Annotated in this window: 16 protein-coding genes; 7 read left to right on the top strand and 9 right to left on the bottom strand. The window is 70.8% G+C overall.

Annotated features, from left to right (window positions below; all coding sequences use genetic code 11):
- Positions 1–501 precede the first annotated feature (501 nt).
- From A5714_RS07245 to A5714_RS07260, 4 genes are all read left to right on the top strand, one after another.
- Positions 502–1,905: an MFS transporter gene (locus A5714_RS07245; RefSeq protein WP_068284216.1), complete on the top strand. Its 1,404-nt coding sequence runs from the start codon at positions 502–504 to the stop codon at positions 1,903–1,905.
- A gap of 233 nt (positions 1,906–2,138) precedes the next feature.
- Positions 2,139–3,365, top strand: coding sequence for an acetyl-CoA acetyltransferase (locus tag A5714_RS07250; protein ID WP_068284218.1), 1,227 nt, complete (start codon positions 2,139–2,141; stop codon positions 3,363–3,365).
- Between the two features lies 1 nt (position 3,366).
- Positions 3,367–4,884, top strand: coding sequence for a carotenoid oxygenase family protein (locus A5714_RS07255; RefSeq protein WP_068284221.1), 1,518 nt, complete (start codon positions 3,367–3,369; stop codon positions 4,882–4,884).
- Positions 4,881–5,369: a VOC family protein gene (locus A5714_RS07260; RefSeq protein ID WP_068070163.1), complete on the top strand. Its 489-nt coding sequence runs from the start codon at positions 4,881–4,883 to the stop codon at positions 5,367–5,369. Before A5714_RS07255 ends, A5714_RS07260 begins: the two co-directional genes overlap by 4 nt.
- 5 nt (positions 5,370–5,374) lie before the next feature.
- On the opposite strand, the gene A5714_RS07265 is transcribed toward A5714_RS07260, so the two are convergent.
- The 7 genes from A5714_RS07265 to A5714_RS07295 form a co-directional block, all read right to left on the bottom strand.
- A complete protein-coding gene (locus A5714_RS07265) occupies positions 5,375–5,803 on the bottom strand; it encodes a hypothetical protein (RefSeq protein WP_068284224.1) in 429 nt (142 codons plus the stop codon).
- A 57-nt stretch (positions 5,804–5,860) separates the two neighbouring features.
- The gene (locus tag A5714_RS07270) at positions 5,861–6,334 is read right to left on the bottom strand and encodes an SRPBCC family protein (RefSeq protein WP_068070161.1); all 474 of its coding nucleotides are present in this window, start codon (positions 6,332–6,334) and stop codon (positions 5,861–5,863) included.
- A gap of 2 nt (positions 6,335–6,336) precedes the next feature.
- The gene (locus A5714_RS07275; protein ID WP_068070160.1) at positions 6,337–6,525 is read right to left on the bottom strand and encodes an antitoxin; all 189 of its coding nucleotides are present in this window, start codon (positions 6,523–6,525) and stop codon (positions 6,337–6,339) included.
- Positions 6,526–6,590: 65 nt separating this feature from the next.
- The gene (locus A5714_RS07280) at positions 6,591–8,960 is read right to left on the bottom strand and encodes an HAD-IC family P-type ATPase (RefSeq protein WP_068284227.1); all 2,370 of its coding nucleotides are present in this window, start codon (positions 8,958–8,960) and stop codon (positions 6,591–6,593) included.
- Complete coding sequence (locus A5714_RS07285) at positions 8,957–10,540, bottom strand: serine hydrolase (protein ID WP_068284230.1); 1,584 nt, start codon at positions 10,538–10,540, stop codon at positions 8,957–8,959. Before A5714_RS07285 ends, A5714_RS07280 begins: the two co-directional genes overlap by 4 nt.
- Positions 10,541–10,580: 40 nt before the next feature.
- Positions 10,581–11,696, bottom strand: a complete 1,116-nt coding sequence (locus A5714_RS07290; protein WP_156747206.1) for an MBL fold metallo-hydrolase — start codon at positions 11,694–11,696, stop codon at positions 10,581–10,583.
- A gap of 5 nt (positions 11,697–11,701) precedes the next feature.
- Entirely contained in the window at positions 11,702–12,433 is a 732-nt protein-coding gene (locus A5714_RS07295) for an enoyl-CoA hydratase (protein ID WP_068070157.1), read from the bottom strand.
- Between the two features lie 27 nt (positions 12,434–12,460).
- Between A5714_RS07295 and A5714_RS07300 the strand changes: the two genes are divergently transcribed.
- From A5714_RS07300 to A5714_RS07310, 3 genes are all read left to right on the top strand, one after another.
- Entirely contained in the window at positions 12,461–13,933 is a 1,473-nt protein-coding gene (locus tag A5714_RS07300; RefSeq protein ID WP_068284233.1) for a carboxyl transferase domain-containing protein, read from the top strand.
- Positions 13,934–13,997: 64 nt separating this feature from the next.
- Positions 13,998–14,708 (top strand): two-component system response regulator PrrA, encoded by a 711-nt coding sequence (gene prrA / locus A5714_RS07305; RefSeq protein WP_156747207.1) that lies wholly within the window; start codon positions 13,998–14,000, stop codon positions 14,706–14,708.
- A gap of 11 nt (positions 14,709–14,719) precedes the next feature.
- A complete protein-coding gene (locus tag A5714_RS07310) occupies positions 14,720–16,057 on the top strand; it encodes a sensor histidine kinase KdpD (protein WP_068284236.1) in 1,338 nt (445 codons plus the stop codon).
- Here the strand turns inward: A5714_RS07310 and A5714_RS07315 are convergent.
- Both A5714_RS07315 and A5714_RS07320 read right to left on the bottom strand, forming a co-directional pair.
- Positions 16,054–16,242, bottom strand: a complete 189-nt coding sequence (locus A5714_RS07315) for a hypothetical protein (RefSeq protein ID WP_156747208.1) — start codon at positions 16,240–16,242, stop codon at positions 16,054–16,056. The two genes, A5714_RS07310 and A5714_RS07315, sit on opposite strands and share 4 nt — an antisense overlap.
- 95 nt (positions 16,243–16,337) lie before the next feature.
- Positions 16,338–16,722, bottom strand: a 385-nt coding sequence (locus A5714_RS07320; protein WP_156747209.1) for an OmpA family protein, incomplete at its 5' end; no start/stop codon positions are given.

Here is a 16,722-nt window from a genome sequence, read left to right on the forward strand (position 1 = left end):
CCTCCGGGGCGCCGCAGGGGGTGGCGTTGGCGGTCGGCGCGGGCCCCACGACGAGGACGAATCCGACAGCGGCCGCCGACGCCATCGTGAGCGACACGCTTCGAAGAATCGCCGACATGAAACACCTTTCGAGTGACAGGACACCCCGTGGGGGTCTGCAGTTCGCTCATGTGACGATAGTGATTTAAGAGGCTTATGTGACCGGTGGTGAATCAAAAGGTATCCATCCGTGATGGTGTCGCAACGCGGCAGCGGGCACCCCGCGCCGGGCGTCTACGCGGTTTGCTGAGACGTGCTCGCGCCCACCCTTCCCGGTGCTCACCGACCGGGCGCGCACCGTGGCCACCTGCGCGATTGCCCGTCGACGAGCACCGGGGCCCGCGGGCGAACGCGGGTCGGCGGCGGTTGCGTCCGGCTCCGCGGGCCGCGCTGCGGGAAGCGGCCCGTACGAGTACTGTCCCTTCCGGCAGCGCACCGAGATCCCGCCAAGGAGGGCGTTCGATGACTGCGCGCAACCATCTGGATGACAAGGGATTCCGCGGCCGCGCGTATCTTCGCCGGGTCGTCGCCGCCTCGATGGCCGGCACGGTCGTCGAATGGTACGAGTTCTTCCTCTACGGCACCGCCGCCACGCTGGTCTTCGGGAAGGTGTTCTTCCCTCCGGGCGGCAACGAGCTCGACGCCATCCTGGCGGCGTTCGTCACCTACGCCGTCGGCTTCGCGGCCCGCCCACTCGGCGGGATCGTCTTCGGCCAGCTCGGCGACCGCTACGGCCGCAAGAAACTGCTGCAACTGAGCCTGCTGCTGGTGGGCACCACCACCTTCCTGATGGGCTGCCTGCCGACGTTCGGCCAGATCGGGTATTGGGCGCCGACGCTGTTGGTAGTGCTGCGGTTCGTGCAGGGCTTCGCCGTCGGCGGCGAGTGGGGCGGGGCCATCCTGCTGGTCGCCGAGCACAGCCCGAACCGCAGTCGCGGGTTTTGGGCCAGTTGGCCGCAGGCCGGCGTGCCCGGCGGAAACATGCTGGCCACGGCGGTGCTGCTGGTGCTCACTTCGGCCCTGCCGGACGCCAGCTTCCTGAGCTGGGGCTGGCGCGTCGCCTTCTGGTTATCGGCGGTCGTCGTGCTCATCGGCTACTACATCCGCACCAAGGTAACCGACGCGCCCATCTTCCTCGCGGCGCGGGAGCAGGCGTCCCAGACGGCCCGCTACGGCCTCGTCGAGGTGCTACGGCGTTACCCGCGCGGCGTTCTCACCGCCATGGGCCTGCGGCTGGGCGAGAACACCATGTACTACCTGGTCGTCACCTTCTCCATCACCTACCTCAAGGTCCAGGTGCACGCCAACACGACGGTCATCCTTTGGTGGCTGCTTGCCGCGCACGCCGTGCATTTCGCGGTGATCCCTCTGGCCGGTCATCTCAGCGACCGGGTCGGCAGGCGTCCGGTCTACCTCGTGGGCGCGATCGCGGCCGGCAGTTGGGGCTTCTTCGCGTTCCCGATGATGAACAGCCGGGACAACGCGATCATCATGTCGGCGATCGTCATCGGCTTGGTGTTCCACGGGCTCATGTACGCGGTGCAGCCGGCCGCCATGGCCGAGATGTTCCCCACCCGGATGCGGTATTCCGGGGTGTCGCTGGGCTACCAGGTCACCTCGATCGTGGCCGGTTCCCTGGCACCCATCATCGCGGTGCGGTTACTGGCGACCTACAGATCCGCGGTGCCCATCGCCTGGTACCTGGCCGGCACCGCGGCGGTCAGCGCGGTCGCGGCCCTCACCGCGACCGAGACCAAAGGCACCGACCTGGCGGCCGTCGACCTCGCCGATGTCCACCACCGGGACGACGCCGCAGCGCGGGACGGTGGGCCCGGCCCGTCGGAGCTCGTGGAAGGCACCGCTTAGGCGCCGAGCGCGTCACGACCTTGCGACGGCATGTTTGTGACCCCCCTCCGGTGGTAATGATCCAACAGAGGCGAGCGCGTCGGCCGGCCTTCGCGCCCGTCTAGGTCCCGTCGGTTCAGCCCGAGAGCCGACGGGGCCGCCCTAATTTTGGGGACTTTTCGGTCGGCGTCAGCCGGGCGCCCCCGCTCCGGATTGCGCGCATCGGCGGGCGCGACCAGGAGTACCGTCGGCGTATGGCTGCGTCGGCGGGCGTGTGGATTCTCGGCGGGTACCAGACCGATTTCGCCCGCAACTTCCACCGGGAGGGGCGCGATTTCGCGGCGCTGACCGCGGAGGTCGTCGATCGCACGCTCGCTGCGGCGCACCTCGACGCCGCCGCCATCGAGGTCGTCCACGTCGCCAACGCCTTCGGCGAGATGTTCGCCGCGCAGGGTCACCTCGGAGCCATGCCCGCCACCGTGTGTGACGGCCTCTGGGACACGCCGGCCACCCGCCACGAGGCGGCGTGCGCGTCGGGCAGCGTCGCGGCCCTGGCAGCGATCGCCGACCTGCGGTCCGGGTCCTACGACGTCGCGTTGGTCGTAGGCGTCGAGCTCGAGAAGACGGTGCCCGGAGACACCGCGGCCCGCCATCTGGGCGCCGCCGCGTGGACCGGCCACGAGGGCGCCGACGCCCGGTACCTGTGGCCGTCGATGTTTGCGCAAGTGGCCGACGAGTACGACCGCCGCTACGGCCTTGACGACGCGCACCTGCGGGCCATCGCGCAGATCAACTTTGCCAACGCCCGGCGCAACCCCAACGCGCAGACGCGCGCGTGGACGGTCCCCGACCCCATCACCGCCGACGACGCCACCAACCCGGCCACCGAAGGGCGGCTGCGACGGTTCGACTGCAGCCAGATGACCGACGGCGGCGCGGGAGTGGTGCTGGTGACCGACGCCTACCTGCGGGCGCACCCGCGGGCCCGCCCGATCGGCCGCATCGACGGTTGGGGGCATCGCACGGTCGCGCTGGGTCTGGGCCAGAAGCTGCGGCGGGCGGCGGACGACCCCTACGTGCTGCCACACGTGCGGGCGGCCGCGCACGACGCGCTGCGCCGCGCGCAGCGCAGCCTGGACCAGCTGGACGGTTTCGAGGTGCACGACTGCTTCACCCCCAGCGAGTACCTGGCCATCGATCACCTCGGGCTGACCGGCCCCGGCGAGTCATGGAAAGCGATCGAGAACGGGGACATCGAGATCGGGGGGCGGCTGCCCGTCAACCCCAGCGGTGGGCTGATCGGCGGGGGCCATCCGGTCGGGGCGTCCGGCGTGCGCATGCTGCTGGACGCCGCCAAGCAGGTCAGCGGCGGCGCCGGCGAGTACCAGGTCGAGGGCGCCCAAACCTTCGGGACCCTCAATTTCGGTGGGAGCACCGCCACCACCGTCAGTTTCGTCGTCAGCACAGCACGAGGTACGTGACATGGACGTTGAGATCGTCGGCAAGTTTTTGTCCACGCTGCCCGAGGACGACGACCACCCCTACCGCACCGGGCCGTGGCGGCCCCAGACCACCGAGTGGGACGCCGACGACCTGCGGGCCGTTGCCGGGGAGATTCCCCGTGACCTCGACGGCATCTATCTGCGCAACACCGAGAACCCGCTGCACCCGGCGCTGAAGACCTACCACCCCTTCGACGGCGACGCCATGCTGCACGTGGTCGGGTTCCGTGACGGAAAAGCGTTCTACCGCAACCGCTTTGTACGCACCGACGGTTTCCTCGCGGAAAACGAAGCGGGCGGCGCGTTATGGCCCGGCCTCGCCGAGCCGGTGCAACTGGCCAGGCGCGAGGGCGGTTGGGGGGCGCGGCGCCGGATGAAGGACGCGTCGAGCACCGACGTCATCGTGCACCGCGGTGCCGCGCTGACCAGTTTCTATCAATGCGGCGATCTGTACCGGGTCGACCCGTACACCGCCGAGACGCAGGGCAAGGAAACCTGGAACGGGGGCTTCCCGTTCGAGTGGGGGGTGTCCGCACACCCCAAGGTCGACCCGAAATCCGGTGAGCTGCTGTTCTTCAACTACAGCAAGCAGGACCCCTATATGCATTACGGCGTCGTGGACGAACGCAACGAGCTGGTGCACTACGTGGACGTGCCGCTGCCCGGACCGCGCCTGCCACACGACATGGCCTTCACCGAAAACTACGTAATCCTCAACGATTTCCCGCTGTTCTGGGATCCCGCCCTGCTCGAACACGACGTGCACCTCCCCCGCTTCTACCCCGAGCTGCCGTCGCGCTTCGCGGTGCTCCCCCGCCGCGGCGGCACGGCGGACATCCGCTGGTTCGAGGCAGACCCCACCTTCGTCCTGCACTTCGTCAACGCCTACGAGGAGGGCGATGACATCGTGCTCGACGGGTTCTTCGAGAGCGACCCGTCGCCCCTCGACACCGGGGGAACCAAGTGGGACAAGCTGTTTCGCTTCCTCGCCCTGGACCGTTTGCAGTCCCGGCTGCATCGGTGGCGGCTCGACCTGAGCACCGGCGCGGTACGCGAACAACGCCTGTCGGAGTCGATCACCGAGTTCGGAACCATCAACCCCGGCCAAGCCGCGAGCGGCTACCGGTACGCCTATGCCGCCACCGGCAAGCCCGGCTGGTTCCTGTTCGACGGGCTGGTCAAGCACGACCTGCTCACCGGCTCCGAACAGCGGTACTCGTTCGGTGACGGCGTGTACGGCAGCGAGACCGCGATGGCGCCGCGGGTGGGCGCCACCGCCGAGGACGACGGCTATCTGGTGACGTTGACCACCGACATGGCCGAGGATGCCTCGCACTGCCTGATCTTCGACGCCGCGGACGTCGCGGCCGGCCCGGTGTGCAAGCTGGAACTACCGGAGCGGGTGTCCAGCGGCACGCACGCGACGTGGGCGCCCGGTGACCAGCTGCGGCGCTGGCACACCGCGGACACGGCCGCGGGCGCGGTCGGGCTGGCATGAACGCCGACGACCAGCGCCGGCACCGCACGACGCACTGGCCGGCGCAGTTGGCGTCCATCGGAGCGCTACGCTTCGCGCGCCGATCGGCGAACTACGTTGAGACGGTGCGGTTCTACCGCGAACTGGTGGGGTTGCCGCTGTTCGAGACGTTCGGGGAGAGCTACGGCAGCAACGGTGCGATCTTCGGGCTGCCCAGCTGGAACCTGACCCTGGAGATCGTCGAGGCGACCGAGGCCGTCGCGGTGGACCCGCACGAGCAGCTGTGCCTGTACTTCCCGGACGCCGAGGCGCAGCAGGCGGCGATCGGGCGACTGCGGGCCGCGGGCGTAGCGCCCGTGCCCCAGCATCCGTACTGGGAAGCGATGGGCGCGATCACCTTCCGGGACCCCGATGGCCGCGAGGTTGTGTTCGCGCCCTTCGTGTTCGGCGTCAACGAGCCTGCGGGCAGCGAGTCGTCGGGCACGCACGAGTTCCCGGCGAACTGACGGCCTCAGCGACGGCGGCGGCCCGCGGCCAGGGTCGCGACGACGGCCGCCAGCGAGCAGAGCGTCGCAGCGCCGGCGGCGGCCCCGCCGACGTACAGGCCGTACTGAGCCGACACCGGCGGGTTGACGTTGATCTGGTAGTACCAGACCGTCAGCGCGACGATGAGTAGCGAAAGCGCCAGCGCGGCAACCGAAGCGAGCCTGACCGACAGGCCCCTGCCGACCATCGCGCCGGCGACCAGCAGCGCCGAGGACAGCAGCACGATCAGCTGACCCGCGCCGAACCCGGGCGGCAATACCAGGTTCCCGTGCGCGCCGCCGATGGCGTTGGCCCAGCCCCCGCCCCTAACGGTCAGCCACGGCAGCCACGCGCTGGCCGAGGTCACCAGGGCGAAGAGCGCCACCAGCCAACCAGGACGCAGCCGGCGAGTCATGCTAGCGAGGTTATCCGAAGCCGGGCCACCCCCGCGGGAGGTGAAACCGGCCCGGCGTCAGCGATGCAGGCCGCCGTCACCGTTGCGGCGCGGGTCGGGCTTGGCAAAGACGTCGACGAAATTCTGCAGCGATTGGTCGATGTCGCCGCGCAGCGCCGCGGCGACGATCATGCCGATCGGGCCGAACAATGCCGGGCCCCCCAGATGCACGTCGAAGCTGACGACCGAACCGTCGTCCTTGGGCGCGATCTTGGCCAGCAACTTGACCTTGACGCCGCCGACGCCGTCGCCGTTGAGCGTCATGCCCTCCGGCGGCTTGTACCTCACCACCGTCCATTTGATGCGGTTGTACATGCCCTTGACCTCGACGATCGACTCGACGACCGTGCCCTTGTCGATGGTGTCGGGCAGGGTGCTGCGCCACACCCGGTGGATGGTCAGCCAGTCCTTGAACCGCGACAGGTCGGACGCGCACTCCCACGCGACCTCGGGGGGCAGCGGGACGTCGATGGAGCCGGAGAGTTTCGCCATGATCAGTCGTGCTGGTCGCCGGTGTCGGTGGCGCCGGCCGCCTTCTTGGCCTGCTCCTGCACCTGGTGGATGGTGTCGGTGTACTTGCCCTGCGTCTTGCCGTCGACGAACTCGCCGGCCTTGTCGATCGCCGCCTCGACCTTGTCGGCGTTCTGTGACAACAGGTCCTTCGCCTTGTCCAGGAAACCCATGCGCCCTCCCTTTCCCCGGCATCGTACTTTCCCGGTGCGAACCTACCGTCCGGTGTTCGGGCCCCTCAGCGCCACAGCCGTGGCGGGACGCCGAGCACCCTGGCCCGGATCCACCAGGACGCCTCGATGGCGGCGGCGCCCAACACGCCGATGCCCAGCGCGGTCGACGTCACCACGACGTTGGACGGGTCGAGCAGGAACTCTTTGCGGGCCAGCGGGATGCTGAAGATCACCACGTAAGCCAGGCCGGACGCGGCGATCAACGCCACCCGCCACCACTGGTACGGGCGCGCCACCACCGCGAGTACCCACAGCGCGGTGACCAACAGTGTGATCAGCGCCGCGGTCGAGGCCTGGTCCTGCTCGGCGAACGAGGCGTGGCGGCCGCGATAGGCCACCAGGTACGAGGCGAAGGTCGCCGCCCCGACGATGAGGCCCGCCGGCACCGCGGAGGACAGCACCCGCCGCACAAACCCCGGATGGGCGCGCTCGTTGTTGGGCGCCAACGACAGGATGAACGAGGGGATGCCGATGGTGAACCACGCCGCGATGGTGGCGTGGATCGGTTGGAACGGGTACAGCAACGGGTCGGCGTGCAACGCCTTCGACGACAGGCATTGCAGCCCGACGAGCAACGCCAGCAGGACCGAATACACCGTCTTGGTGAGGAACAGGTTGGCGACCCGCTCGATGTTGCCGATCACCCGCCGGCCCTCGCCCACGACGTGGGGCAACGTGGCGAACCTGTTGTCCAGCAACACGATCTGTGCGACGGCACGGGCGGCGGGGCTGCCGGCCCCCATCGCGACACCGATGTCGGCATCCTTGAGGGCCAACACGTCGTTGACCCCGTCGCCGGTCATGGCCACGGTGTGGCGGTGCGCTTGCAGTGCACGCACGATGGCGCGCTTCTGATCCGGCCGCACGCGCCCGAACGTCGAGTAGGCGTCCAGCGTGTCCGCCAGCGCCGCGGGGTCGCCGGGCAGTTCTCGGGCGTCCATCGCCTGGCCGTGCAACCCGAGCGCCTCGGCGACGGCCCCGACCGAGACGGCGTTGTCGCCCGACAGGACCTTGACCGCGACGCCCTGCTCGGCGAAGTACTCCAGCGTGGCGCGCGCGTCGGGCCGCACTTTCTGGTCGAGCACGACCAACGCGAGCGGGGTGAGCCGCCGCGGCGCGTCCGGCTGGTCGACGGGGACCTCGGTGACGCCCAGCAGAAGCACCCGCAGGCCCGCCGCGCCGAGCCGCTCGGCTCGCCCGGCCGCGGCCGAGCCCGGCCGCAGCAGCACGTCCGGTGCCCCGAGGAGCCAGTTGCCGTGCTCTCCGAACGACACCCCGCTCCACTTGGTGGCGGACTTGAACGGCGCTGTGGCCGTGGGGATCCAGCCCGGGGGCGCGGAGAAGGTGTCGGCGATCGCGCGGATGCTGGCGTTGGGCCGCGGGTCGGCGGCGGCGAGCGCGGCCAGCGCGTCCGCGACCCGGTGTGTCCCGGGGTCGAGCTCCTCGACCCGCGCGACCCGCATGCCGCTCTCGGTCAGCGTCCCGGTCTTGTCGGTGCACACCACGTCGACGCGCGCGAGCCCTTCGATGGCGGGCAGCTCCTGGACCAGGCAGCGGCGCTGGCCGAGCCGGACCACGCCGATCGCGAAGGCGACCGAGGTCAGCAGCACCAGGCCTTCGGGCACCATGGGCACCAGCGCCCCCACGGTCCGCAGCACCGCCTGCCGCCAGTGCGCGTGGGTGGTGAACACCTGCGTGTAGATCGTGAGCAACCCCGCCGGCACCAAGAGGTAGGTGATGAACTGCAGGATGCGGTTAACCCCTTCGCGCAGTTCCGATTTCACCAGCGTGAACCTGCTGGCTTCGTCGACGAGCTTGGTCGCGTAGGCCTGCGCGCCGACTCTGGTGGCGCGGTAGGCGCCGGCGCCCGCGACGACGAAGCTGCCGGACAGCACCGCGTCGCCGACGGCCTTGCCGATCGAGTCCGCTTCGCCGGTCAGCAACGATTCGTCGACCTCCAGCGCCGCCGCCTCGACGATCTCCCCGTCGACGACCACCTGGTCGCCGGGCCCCAGCTCGATGACGTCGTCGAGCACCACGTCGGTGGGTGGCACCGTGCGCGTGCCGGACTGCCGGCGCACCAACGGTTTTGCCTGCCCGACGATCGCCAGCTTGTCCAGCGTCTGTTTGGCCCGGATCTCCTGGACCATGCCGACCACGCTGTTGGCGACGATGAGCAGCCCGAAGAGTCCGTTGATCACGGACCCCGTCGACAGCACGATGAGCAGCAGCACGCCCAGCAGCGCGTTGATGCGGGTGAACACGTTGGCCCGGACGATGTCGGCGACGCCGCGGGTGGCGCGCCGCTGAGCGACGTTGGCCTGGCCGTCGGCGACTCGCCGCGCGACCTCGTCGTCGGTCAGGCCCGGCGTCATCGGGTGAAGGTCCCCAACTTGTCGGAGTCGAAATACTCCAGGTTGAGGGTGGGACCGGCGAAGACGGCCTTGGAAATCGTTCCGGGCGGCCCGTTTTCGTCGGCGATCGGGAAGGTGAAGGTGTCGCCGTCCCAATGGGTCAAGGTGAACGTGCGGTTCTTCGGCCCCAGGGCCAGCTGCAGGGCGCCGTCGTGTTCGGTCACCACGGCGGGTCCCCAGTAGTCGCTGGTGTAGACGCCGGCGTAACCGCCCAGCGGCTTGGCCGGCGCGGCGTTCGCCGGGGGCCGTTTGCCCACCAGCGACCCCTCCGGCTTGTTCATCCAGCCGATCGCCTTCTGGTAGAGCGCGGCCCAGTCCTCCTGAATCTGCCCGTATTGCACCAGATCGAGGAATTCCGCGGTCAGCGTCTCGGGGACGCCGATGGGGGCGGCGTTGGTCAGTGCGACGATGGCGAGGTCTTCCGAAGGCATCACGACGAAGTTGGTCGCCTCCCCCAACGCGAAGGCGCCGGAGTGGCTGTACTGGGTGCGGCCCGACGAGCTGACCGACGCGTTGAACCCGTAGCCGTAGAACCCCGAGCGGGCGTTCGGTGTCGCCGCGGGCGCCGAGACGATCTGGGCCGTGGTGGCCGGCAGCAACGCCTCGGGCGAGGCTATCCGCCGGCCGTCGTAGGTCCCGTTGCCCAGCAACATCGTCAGCCAGCGGGCCATGTCGTTGACGGACGAGCTGACACCGCCCGCCGGTGATTGGGCGTCGGGATCGCGCTGAAAGCGCGGCTCCCACTTGTCGGCGAGCTTGATGTGGTTGACCGCGTGGTTGGGCCGGGCGGCGAAGTCGGCGAACCGCGAACTCGTCGACGTCATTCCCAGCGGTCGGTAGAGCACCTCGTCCGAGAGGTCTTCCCACGGTTTACCGGCGGCGGCCGCCACCGCCTCGGCGGCGCCGGTGACCCCGAAGTTGGTGTAGGCGTAGCTGATTCGGAAGGGCGACAGCGGCAGGTCCTTGAGCCGCTCCAGCGTCTGGCGACGGTCGTAGCCGAGCTCCTCGAGCTTGTCGCCGGCGTGATCGGGCAGCCCGGACCGGTGCGAGTACAGGTCGGCGACCGTCAGGTGGGCGGTGACATAGGGATCGCCCAGCGCGAACCACGGCAGCTTGGACACCACGGGCGTGTCCCAGGCGACGACGTTGTCGCTGACCTCGTGGGCCACCACCGTGGCGCCCACCGACTTGGACACCGAGGCCAGCTGGAAGACGGTGTCGGCGTCCACCTTGTTGTCCGGGCCCTGCCCTTTGCTCACGTCCTTGTAGCCGAAACCCTTGGCGTACACGGTTTTACCGCCGTGCACGATCGCGACGGCCATGCCCGGGATGCCACTGGTTTTCATCAGGTCACCGACCAGGCCGTCGACCTTGGCGACGGCTTCGTCGATGCGCCCGGCGGGGATGGCGACGCCGGAGACCTCGTTGGGCGGCGTGGCCGACGAGGTGGCCGGCGGACTCGACGCCGGCCGGCCGGACGCGCAGCCGGTCACGGCGAGCAGCGTCGCGATGATGGCGGCCGCAACCGCGCGCGTGATCATGGGCGAACCCTAACGCGTGCACGCCGCGCGCTGGGCGAAGCTAGAGACGCCACCAGGGGTCGGGCGGTTGCGGCGCGGCGGGGTCGAGGCGCTGACCCGGCAGCGGCACCGCCACCTCGACGCCCGCCGGCTGCGCGGCGGCCAGCAGCCGCTCGACCGGCTCGGCCCACGGGTGCGGCGCCAGCCGGAAGGTGCCCCAGTGCACCGGCACCAGCAGCCCGCCGGTGCCGGTGAGGTCCAGGTGGGCCCGGACCGCCTCTTCGGGGTTCATGTGGATGTCCGGCCACGCGGCGTTGTAGGCGCCGATCGGCAGCAAGGTGAGGTCGAACGGACCGTGGTCGGCGCCGACCTGCGCGAAGCTGCCGGTGTAGCCGGTGTCGCCGCCGAAGTACGCGCGATGGTTGGGCCCCACGAATGCCCACGACGCCCACAGCGTCGCGTCGCGGTCCAGAAAGCGCCCCGAGAAGTGCCGCGCGGGCACGCACACCACGGTGAGGTCGTCGACCTGGGCGCTCTCTTGCCAGTCGAGCTCGACGACGCGGTGCTCGGGGATCCCCCACGCCCGCAGGTGCGCGCCGACACCCAGCGGCACGAAGAAGGGGGCGCGCTGGGTGTGCGCCAACGCCAGGACCGTGTCGATGTCGAGGTGGTCGTAATGGTCGTGGCTGATGACCACCGCGTCCACCGCGGGCAGGCCCTCGAGCTGGATCGGCGGCGGATGCAGCCGGTGCGGGCCCACGACGTCCGACGGCGAGCAGCGGTTGCTCCACACGGGGTCGGTCAGCACCCGGTAGCCGTCGATCTCCACCAGCGCCGTCGAGTGGCCCAACCAGCTGACGGCGAGCCGGCCCGCGTCGCCGTCGAAAAAGCCGGGCGCCGCCAACGGAATTCGTGCGCCCGGGCGGCTGCCACCGCGGTTGCCCACGAACTCCCAGGCGATCAGGCGCAGCTGTTCGCGGTCCAGCGCGGCGCCCGAGGCGGGTTCGAGGTTGACGAACACGCCGTCTCGGAAGTTCGGCGACCGCTTCGCCGTCTCCCTGATGGCGGCGGGATGCGCCCCGAGCGCGGCCGGTGTGCCGTGCAGCGCCCGCACCACCCAGCCGCCGGCCGCTAACGACGCCGTTCCGGCGGCCACCCGCAGCGCCCCCCGCACCATGACCGTCAGGCCCCCCGGAAGTTCGGCGGTCGCTTCTCGATGCGGGCGACCTGGGCCTCGATGACGTCCTGGCTGCCCCACGCCTTGTCGAAGAGTTCCTTGTGCTCGGGCCATTGCTCGGCCATCGCCCCGTCGTCGTTGAGCACGCGCTTCGCGTGCTGAATGGCCAGCGGCGCGAGGCCGGAGATCTCGGTGGCCCACTCCTGGGCGTCGGCGAGCGTCCCGATGCGGTTGGCCAGCCCGGTCTGCAACGCCGCCTCGGCGGTCAACTTCTCCGCCGTCAACAGCATCGCGCTGGCCCGGCCGTGGCCGACCAACGAGGTCAACCGCCGGATGCTCCAGTTGTCCAGCGCCAGTCCGTATTTCGACGTCGGGAATTGGAAGAACGCGTCCGGCGCCACGACGCGCAGGTCGCAGCGCATCGCCAGCTGCAGCCCGGCCCCGATGGCGGGGCCGTTGACCGCGCCGATCAGTGGGATCAGGGTGGCGTCCATCAGCTTGTGCAACTCGATGAGCCGGTCGGGATAGTCGGCGGCGAAGGCGTCGCCGCTCAGATCCGCACCGGCGCAGAACGCGGTGCCCTGCCCGGTCAGCACGATCGCCCGGACCGAGCCGTCGTCCGCCTTCTGGAAAGCCTCCCGCAGCTCCTCGACGAGCTGGGAGTTCAGGGCGTTGCGGCGCTCGGGGCGCTGCAACTCGATGGTCAAAACCGCGCCGACCTGGGTCACACCGATCATGGCAGCCACCCTATATAGCCTGGACCCGTGAGTCGTATCACGGCCGCTCAACTGCGCGACGCGGTGCTCGACGAGAATTCCTTCATCCGCTGGGACAGCGAACCCCTGCCGCTACCCATCAGCGACGAGTACGCCCGAGAACTGGCCGACGCCCGAACCGCCTCGGGCCTGGACGAGTCGGTGCTCACGGGCGAGGGGCGCGTCTTCGGCCGCCGGGTGGCCGTGGTGGTCTGCGAGTTCCGGTTCCTCGGCGGGTCGATCGGGGTGGCGGCGGCCGAGCGGATCACGGCCGCGGTGCAGCGGGCCACCGCCGAACGGCTGCCGCTGCTGGCCTCCCCCAGCTCCGGCGGCACCCGCATGCAGGAGGGCACCGTCGCGTTCCTGCAGATGGTCAAGATCGCCGCGGCCGTCCGGCTGCACAAGCAGGCGCACCTGCCCTACCTGGTGTACCTGCGCAACCCGACCACCGGCGGTGTGTTCGCGTCGTGGGGTTCGCTGGGCCACGTCACCGTCGCCGAGCCCGGCGCGCTGATCGGCTTCCTCGGTCCGCGCGTGTACCAGCTGCTCTACGGCGAGCCGTTCCCCGAGGGCGTCCAGACCGCCGAGAACCTGCATCGGCACGGGGTGATCGACGGGGTGATCGCCCTGGACGAGCTGCGCCGCACGCTGGACCGCGCGCTGCGGGTGATCACCGACGCGCCCGGCCCACTCCCGGCGTCGCCGCCGGCCGAGCCGACGCCCGACGTCCCCGCGTGGGACTCCGTGATCGCGTCGCGCCGGCCCGACCGGCCGGGGGTCGCGCTGGTGTTGCGCCACGGCACCACCGACCGGGTGCTGCTGTCGGGCACCGGGCACGGCGAGGCCGCGACGACGCTGCTCGCGCTGGCGCGGTTCGCCGGGCAGCCTGCGGTGGTGCTGGGGCAGCAGCGCGTGACGGGCGGCGTCATCGGGCCCGCCTCGCTGCGCGAGGCCCGCCGCGGGATGGCGCTGGCGGCCGAGTTGCGCCTGCCGCTGGTCCTGGTGATCGACACCGCCGGGCCGGCGCTGTCGGCCGAGGCGGAGCAGGGTGGGCTCGCCGGCCAGATCGCCCAGTGCGTGGCCGAACTGGTGACCCTGGACACGCCCACCGTGTCGGTGCTGCTCGGCCAGGGCAGCGGCGGGCCGGCGCTGGCGATGGTGCCCGCGGACCGGGTGCTGGCCGCGTTGCACGGCTGGCTGGCCCCGCTGCCCCCCGAGGGCGCCAGCGCGATCGTGTTCCGAGACACTGCGCACGCCGCGGAACTCGCTGCGGCCCAAGGCATCCGATCGGCGGATTTGCTGGCGTCGGGCATCGTCGACGCCGTCGTCGCCGAGCGTCCCGACGCCGCCGACGAGCCGACCGAGTTCTCGCTGCGGCTGTCCCGCGCGATCGCCGCGGAGGTGCGGGCGCTGCGTGAGCAGCCCGCCGCCGAGCGGTTGGCGGCCCGGCTGCAGCGCTACCGGCGCATCGGCCTGCCCTGACACCTGGCGCGCCGGGCGGCGCGAGGCTCGCGCCTCCCACAGCCGCAGGCGGCGATCCTGCAAAATGGACGGCATGGACACTCAAGGCGGCTCACCGCGGGTCTTGGTCGTCGACGACGACTCCGACGTGCTCGCGTCGCTGGAACGCGGCCTGCGACTGTCCGGATTCGAGGTGTCGACGGCGGTCGACGGCGCCGAGGCGCTGCGCAGCGCCACCGAGACGCGGCCCGACGCGATCGTGCTCGACATCAACATGCCCGTCCTGGACGGCGTCAGCGTGGTCACGGCGCTGCGCGCCATGGACAACGACGTGCCGGTCTGCGTGCTGTCGGCCCGCAGCTCGGTCGACGACCGGGTCGCGGGCCTGGAGGCCGGCGCCGACGACTACCTGGTCAAACCCTTCGTGCTGGCGGAGCTGGTGGCGCGGGTCAAGGCGCTGCTGCGCCGCCGCGGGGCCACCGCGACGTCGTCATCGGAGACCATCACGGTGGGGCCGCTGGAGGTCGACATCCCCGGCCGGCGGGCCCGCGTCAACGGCGTCGACGTCGACCTGACCAAGCGGGAGTTCGACCTGCTGGCGGTGCTGGCCGAGCACAAGACCGCCGTGCTGTCCCGCGCGCAGCTGCTCGAGCTGGTGTGGGGCTACGACTTCGCCGCCGACACCAACGTCGTCGACGTCTTCATCGGTTACCTGCGCCGCAAGCTGGAGGCCAACGGCGGACCCCGGCTGCTGCACACCGTGCGCGGAGTGGGATTCGTGCTGCGCATGCAGTAAACCGGAGTGCCATGACCGTGTTGTCCCGGATCGCGACCCGCACGCCCTCGCTGCGCGCACGGGTGGCGGTCGCCACGGCCATCGGCACCGCGATCGTGGTCGTGATCGCGGGCGCGGTCGTCTGGTTCGGCATCACCAGCGCGTGGAAGGAGCGCCTCGACCGGCGCCTCGACGAGGCCGCCGGCTTCGCCATCCCCTTCCTGCCGCGCGGGTTGAGCGAAATTCCGCGGTCCCCGAACGATCAGAACGCCGTGATCACCGTGCGCCGCGACGGGCAGGTCAAGTCGAACTCGGACGTCACGCTGCCTCCGCTGGGTGAGGGTTACGCCGACACCTACGTCAACGGGGTGCGGTACCGGGTGCGGACCCTGCAGGTCCGCACGCCGCAGCCGACGTGGGTGGAGGTCGGCGCGACGTATGACGACACCATCGCGCAGACCAACAACCTGCATCGCCGCGTCATCCTCATCTGCGCGCTGTCGATCGGCGCGGCGGCCGTATTCGCTTGGCTGCTCGCGGCTTTCGCGGTCCGGCCGTTCAAACAGCTGGCGCAGCAGGCCCGTTCGATCGACGCCGACGAGCGGCCGCAGGTCGCGGTCCGCGGCGCCAGCGAGGCCGTGGAGATCGCCGAGGCCATGCGCGGCATGCTGCAACGGATTTGGAAGGAGCAGGACCGGACGCGGGAGGCGCTCGCCTCGGCCCGCGACTTCGCCGCGGTGTCCTCGCACGAGTTGCGGACGCCGCTGACCGCCATGCGCACCAACCTCGAGGTGCTCTCCACCCTGGACATGTCCGACGACCAGCGCAAGGAAGTGCTCGGCGACGTCGTCCGCACCCAGTCGCGCATCGAGGCCACGTTGAGCGCGCTCGAACGCCTGGCCCAGGGCGAGTTGTCCACGTCGGACGACCACGTGCCCGTCGACATCACCGAACTGCTCGACCGGGCCGCCCACGACGCGATGCGGATCTATCCCAACCTCGACGTGTCGCTGGCGCCGTCGCCGACCTGCATCATCGTCGGCATGCCCGCGGGGCTGCGCCTGGCCGTCGACAACGCCATCGCCAACGCCGTCAAGCACGGCGGCGCGACCCGGGTGCAGCTGTCGGCGGTCAGTTCGCGCGCCGGGGTGGAGATCGCCGTGGACGACAATGGCGCGGGCGTGCCCGAGGGCGAGCGCGACGTCGTCTTCGAGCGGTTCTCCCGGGGGTCGACGGCGTCGCACTCGGGGTCCGGCCTGGGCCTGGCGCTGGTGGCGCAGCAGGCCCACTTGCACGGCGGGACAGCGTCGTTGGAGGACAGCCCGCTGGGCGGGGTGCGGCTGGCCCTGCGCCTGCCCGGCCCCAGCTAGCCGCGGCGCCGCCGTCGCCACCGCGACCGGCCGCCCGGCAACTTCACCGTCGGGGCGTCCGCGGCCGGGATCTTCGTGGTGGGCCGCTCGTCGTCGGGCGCCGCGCGCCCCCCGAACAACAGCGCCGAGGTCAGCACCAGCCCCAGCGCGAAAGACAGGCCGACGAGCCACCAGTCGACGGTCATCGCCGCCGCCACCGGGCGCCGATCAGGTAGGCCACCGCTGACCCGGCGAGGAAGGCCATCAGACACCACAGCCATTGGACGAGGAATGCCATCGGTCAGCCGACCACGATCTCGACGCGGCGATTCTTGGCGCGGCCGCCGGGGGTGTCGTTGCCGGCGACGGGGTTGGCCGAGCCAAGCCCCTTCACCGTCAACTGGCCGCCCGAAACTCCTTGCGCAGTAAGGAAAGTCGCGACGGCCTGCGCCCGCTGCCCGCTCAACGGCAGGTTGACGCGGTCGCTGCCCCAGTTGTCGGTGTAGCCGGTGATGCTCACGTGGGCGCTCGGACAGGCCCTCAGCTCGGTCGCCACCTGGGTGAGACCCCGGTCGTCGGCCGGGGTCAGCCCGGCGCCGTCGTTGCCGAAGGTGATGGGCCCGCCCGTCGCCGCGTCGATGGCCGCCTGCAGGCCGGCGCACGCGGGCGCGGGCGGTGGGGGTGCG

It is taken from the genome of Mycobacterium sp. E2462 (assembly GCF_001672685.1).
GTDB lineage: Bacteria > Actinomycetota > Actinomycetes > Mycobacteriales > Mycobacteriaceae > Mycobacterium.

Coding starts and splice junctions, on each gene's coding strand:
- A5714_RS07245 (WP_068284216.1), top strand. CDS start 502: ATGACTGCGCGCAACCATCTGGATGACAAGGGATTCCGCGGCCGCGCG.
- A5714_RS07250 (WP_068284218.1), top strand. CDS start 2,139: ATGGCTGCGTCGGCGGGCGTGTGGATTCTCGGCGGGTACCAGACCGAT.
- A5714_RS07255 (WP_068284221.1), top strand. CDS start 3,367: ATGGACGTTGAGATCGTCGGCAAGTTTTTGTCCACGCTGCCCGAGGAC.
- A5714_RS07260 (WP_068070163.1), top strand. CDS start 4,881: ATGAACGCCGACGACCAGCGCCGGCACCGCACGACGCACTGGCCGGCG.
- A5714_RS07265 (WP_068284224.1), bottom strand. CDS start 5,803: ATGACTCGCCGGCTGCGTCCTGGTTGGCTGGTGGCGCTCTTCGCCCTG.
- A5714_RS07270 (WP_068070161.1), bottom strand. CDS start 6,334: ATGGCGAAACTCTCCGGCTCCATCGACGTCCCGCTGCCCCCCGAGGTC.
- A5714_RS07275 (WP_068070160.1), bottom strand. CDS start 6,525: ATGGGTTTCCTGGACAAGGCGAAGGACCTGTTGTCACAGAACGCCGAC.
- A5714_RS07280 (WP_068284227.1), bottom strand. CDS start 8,960: ATGACGCCGGGCCTGACCGACGACGAGGTCGCGCGGCGAGTCGCCGAC.
- A5714_RS07285 (WP_068284230.1), bottom strand. CDS start 10,540: ATGATCACGCGCGCGGTTGCGGCCGCCATCATCGCGACGCTGCTCGCC.
- A5714_RS07290 (WP_156747206.1), bottom strand. CDS start 11,696: ATGGTGCGGGGGGCGCTGCGGGTGGCCGCCGGAACGGCGTCGTTAGCG.
- A5714_RS07295 (WP_068070157.1), bottom strand. CDS start 12,433: ATGATCGGTGTGACCCAGGTCGGCGCGGTTTTGACCATCGAGTTGCAG.
- prrA (WP_156747207.1), top strand. CDS start 13,998: ATGGACGGCATGGACACTCAAGGCGGCTCACCGCGGGTCTTGGTCGTC.
- A5714_RS07310 (WP_068284236.1), top strand. CDS start 14,720: ATGACCGTGTTGTCCCGGATCGCGACCCGCACGCCCTCGCTGCGCGCA.
- A5714_RS07315 (WP_156747208.1), bottom strand. CDS start 16,242: ATGACCGTCGACTGGTGGCTCGTCGGCCTGTCTTTCGCGCTGGGGCTG.